Source organism: Dolosicoccus paucivorans (genome assembly GCF_900100125.1).
In the GTDB taxonomy this organism is placed as follows: domain Bacteria; phylum Bacillota; class Bacilli; order Lactobacillales; family Aerococcaceae; genus Dolosicoccus; species Dolosicoccus paucivorans.
In genome coordinates this window covers 1-3834 of record NZ_FNEL01000081.1, presented here as the reverse complement: position 1 = coordinate 3834, position 3834 = coordinate 1, and the positions used below count along the sequence as shown (strand labels likewise).

5 protein-coding genes are annotated in these 3834 nt (G+C 38.1%); all 5 read left to right on the top strand.

What is annotated here, in order from left to right; all coding sequences use genetic code 11:
- A partial coding sequence (locus BLR79_RS08460; protein WP_143338841.1) for an IS30 family transposase occupies positions 1-311 on the top strand: 311 nt, incomplete at its 5' end.
- A 111-nt stretch (positions 312-422) separates the two neighbouring features.
- Entirely contained in the window at positions 423-1343 is a 921-nt protein-coding gene (locus tag BLR79_RS08455) for a metal ABC transporter solute-binding protein, Zn/Mn family (protein ID WP_092086961.1), read from the top strand.
- Between the two features lie 56 nt (positions 1344-1399).
- Positions 1400-2143, top strand: a complete 744-nt coding sequence (locus tag BLR79_RS08450) for a metal ABC transporter ATP-binding protein (RefSeq protein WP_092086958.1) — start codon at positions 1400-1402, stop codon at positions 2141-2143.
- Complete coding sequence (locus BLR79_RS08445) at positions 2143-3030, top strand: metal ABC transporter permease (protein ID WP_092086955.1); 888 nt, start codon at positions 2143-2145, stop codon at positions 3028-3030. The genes BLR79_RS08450 and BLR79_RS08445 overlap by 1 nt, the downstream gene beginning before the upstream one ends.
- The gene (locus BLR79_RS08440; protein WP_092086952.1) at positions 3027-3590 is read left to right on the top strand and encodes a metal ABC transporter permease; all 564 of its coding nucleotides are present in this window, start codon (positions 3027-3029) and stop codon (positions 3588-3590) included. Before BLR79_RS08445 ends, BLR79_RS08440 begins: the two co-directional genes overlap by 4 nt.
- Positions 3591-3834: the final 244 nt, after the last annotated feature.

Genomic DNA, 3834 nt, shown 5'->3' with positions numbered 1-3834 from the left:
AATCTTTCCCCAAAGAAGCTCTCAAAAGTTTCACCTCTGATCGTGGGAAAGAATTTGCTTGTTATTCAGACATCGAACAACAAAACATCGCTTTTTACTTTGCGGATGCTTACAGTGCCTGGCAGAGAGGGACTAACGAGAATTCCAATGGATTACTCAGAGAATTTTTCCCTAAACGCACAGATCTAGCTAAAATTACGGAACATGATCTTTTCAATGCGCTATGGTTGATAAACAATCGACCTAGAAAATGCTTAGATTTTAAAACACCTTTTGAAGTACTCATGCACGAACTCGTTCAGTTAGAATAACTTTTTGTCGCAATAATTATTGCAATTCATCATACCAATTCGCATTTAAGTGTTGACTACCCTTTTTTAGGGTAACCTATAATTAAATTAAGGACAACCGGAGGAAATGCGATGAAAAAATTACGAATGTTCACTCAATTAATGTTTATTGTTTTGTTAATGGTAGTAGGAAGTCATTTACCGGCCCATGCCAAAGATAGAAAGATCGTCACCACGACTACTTCTTTCTTATATGACATGGTCCATCAAATTACCCCAGATTTAGTAGATGTAGAACTGATTATTCCAGCCGGTGAGGACCCTCACGTCTATGTCGCTAAACCGCAAGACCTTACAAAAATCACTAATGCCGATTTAGTTCTATATCATGGCTTACACTTTGAAGGACGCATGGTCGAGCCGCTAGAAAAGGTTGGCTACGCTGTGTCTGAAACTTTTGACAAAAAACACATTGGACAAATGGAAGAAGAAGGCGAAACAGTTATTGACCCACACTTCTGGTTTGACATCGATTTATATAAAGAAGCAACAGTCAACGCATCTAAAAAGCTGATTGAGCTCTTACCTGACGAAGAACAAACTATCACTCAAGCGACAGAAAACTATTTAAAGAATTTGGACAATCTTGACCAATATACAAAAGAGCAAATCCAATCCATTCCAGAAGAAAATCGTTACTTAATTACACCTCACGATGCCTTTAACTACTTCTCACGTCGTTATGACATCCCAGTTCAAGCACCTCAAGGGGTCTCTACCGATTCAGAAGTGGCTAACGCGGATATTGATGCGACAGTTAACTTTATTGTCGACCACCAAGTTAAAGCGATTTTTGCTGAGTCAACCACCGATCCAGCTCGAATGGAGAAGTTAAAAGAAGCATGTAAAGCAAAAGGATTCGATGTTCAAGTAGTCTCCGGTGAAGAAAAGGAACTTTTTTCTGACTCTTTAGCTCCTGAAGGTCAAGCAGGCGATACTTTTATTTCCATGGTAAAACATAACGTTGATTTAATTACACAATATTTAAAATAACGGATAGTAACGGGCGCTTGATCGAGCGCCCTCTTTTAATAGAAAGGTAGATCATCATGAAAAATTCACTCATTCAAGTAAGAGACTTGACAATGGCTTACGACGAAAAGCCTGTATTATGGGATGTTGACTTAGATATTCCTAAAAATGCACGTGTAGCAATTATCGGTCCTAACGGTGCAGGGAAATCCACTTTAATGAAGGGAATTTTAGGGTTAGAGCCGTTACTTTCTGGAAGGATCTCGATCAATCATCAACCGGTAAAATCCTTTATGAAACAAATTGCTTATATTCCTCAAACATCTAGTGTTAATTGGAATTTTCCTACGACCGTTGAAGATGTCGTTTTAATGGGAAGATATGGGCACCGTGGCTGGATTAAACGTCCAAACAAAGAAGATAAACGAATTGCTTACGAAGCCTTAGATGAAATTGGATTAATGGATTTTCGTCACCGCCAAATTTCTCAATTATCTGGTGGCCAACGACAACGAGTATTTATCGCCCGGGCCATTGCGCAACAAGCCCAAATTTATTTTATGGATGAGCCTTTAGCAGGGGTTGATAAACCAACGGAGCAAATTATTTTTGATTTTTTAATCCGTTCACAAAATGAAGGGAAAACCTCTATCGTTGTCCATCATGACTTAAATACATTGCCGAGTTACTTTGACTATGTCATCATTCTCAATAAATATTTAATCGCAAGTGGTCCCATGCCAACGACTTTAACTCGTGAACATTTAGAAAAAGCTCACATGTTATCCGCCAACTTCCAATTTTTAAAGGAGGTTCTCTAATGATTCAATGGGACATTGTACGATCTTACTCTTTTTTATTAATTGCTTTGGCGACTTTTCTACTCGCTTCTTCAACGGGCATGATTGGCACAATAAGTGTCTTAAAGCGCCAGTCTTTAATTGGGGATGCGATTGGACATGCGGCTTACCCGGGTATTATTTTAGGTTTTATGTGGGCTTTAACTAAAAGTCCCCTCGCCCTTTTAACTGGTGCCATGCTCACCGGATCAGTCGCTTTTTTACTCATTCAATTAATTCACCACTATTCTAAATTAGACTTAGATGCGATTTTAGCCATTGTTTTGTCTACTTTTTTTGGATTGGGAATGGTTTTTAAATCTTGGATTCAAGGTCATCCCATCTATGCAACCCAATCTCAATCAGGGTTAAATAACTATATCTTCGGACAAGCAGCTTACATTATGGAACAAGATGTAGCCGTTATTTTATGCGTTTCAGCATTAACATTAATGTTATTTGGTATATTTTATAAGGAAATTAAAGTGTTTGTTTTTGATGAAATTTACGCCAAAACGTTAGGAATCTCTTCTTCATTTATTTATTTCCTCACAATGATTATGACCATGAGTTTGATTGGCGTTGGGTTAAAGTTAGTCGGGACCATTTTGGTAGCTTCTTTATTAATTTTTCCAACCGTTATTGCACGTCAATGGAGCGATCGGTTCCATCGAGTCATTTTAATTGCAGGACTTTTTGGTGGCTTATCGGCTGTTGTAGGAACGTATTTTTCAACAGCCTATCGCGGGCTATCCACCGGACCGATGATTATTGTAATGATGGCCGTATTTAGTTTTATTTCCTTTATCTTTGCGCCTCGCGGTTTAATTGCACGCCATCTTCGAAAAAGAAAGGAGCAACTTCAATGAGTCAAATATCATTTACTGAATTATTATGGGCCTCCTACGAATCTTGGCTTGTTTTATTGATGACTGCGGTAACTTGTGCTTTAATCGGATCATTTCTTGTATTAAGACGTATGTCGATGATTGCAGATGCGATTTCCCATTCTGTCTTATTAGGAATTGTTTTAGCCTTTTTTATCGTGGGCGATTTAGATTCACCTTTATTAATTATGGGTGCAGCAGCTTTAGGTTTAGTAACTGTTTGGTCAACGGAACGTCTATCTAAAATGCCTTTAGTAGATAATGATGATGCGATTGGCATTGTCTACTCTTTCTTTTTTGCGTTAGCGATTATTTTAATTACTTCCTTTGCTGGCAATGTCCATTTAGATACAGATGTCGTGTTAACAGGGGAAGTCATTTTAGCGCCATTAAACCGAGTAGACTTATTAGGTTGGAGTGTACCTAAAGCATTTGCGAAGATGTTCTTTTTATTTATTTTAAACAGTGCCTTTATTGGTATCTTTTTTAAAGATCTCGATTGTCAATTTAAGTTAGAAATTTCTACACTATATTATGAGTGATTGAACTTGGTGACATACTTGTGCTAACCACCTTAAACAACTCCCTTCATCAAGCTCCTGGCTGGTCAAGAGGAAAAGCGCTAGCGACTCTTGAGGAGTCAGGTGCTTGATGAAACCATATTTCTTAAGTGGTTGGCATAATATCCAGATGTTTGATCCAAAAGATGGGCCAAGAAAACCTCCAGGGGAGTGTAGTAGTTAAGAGATTTACGTGGAATGATATTTCGCTTGAAGGTTACTTCCT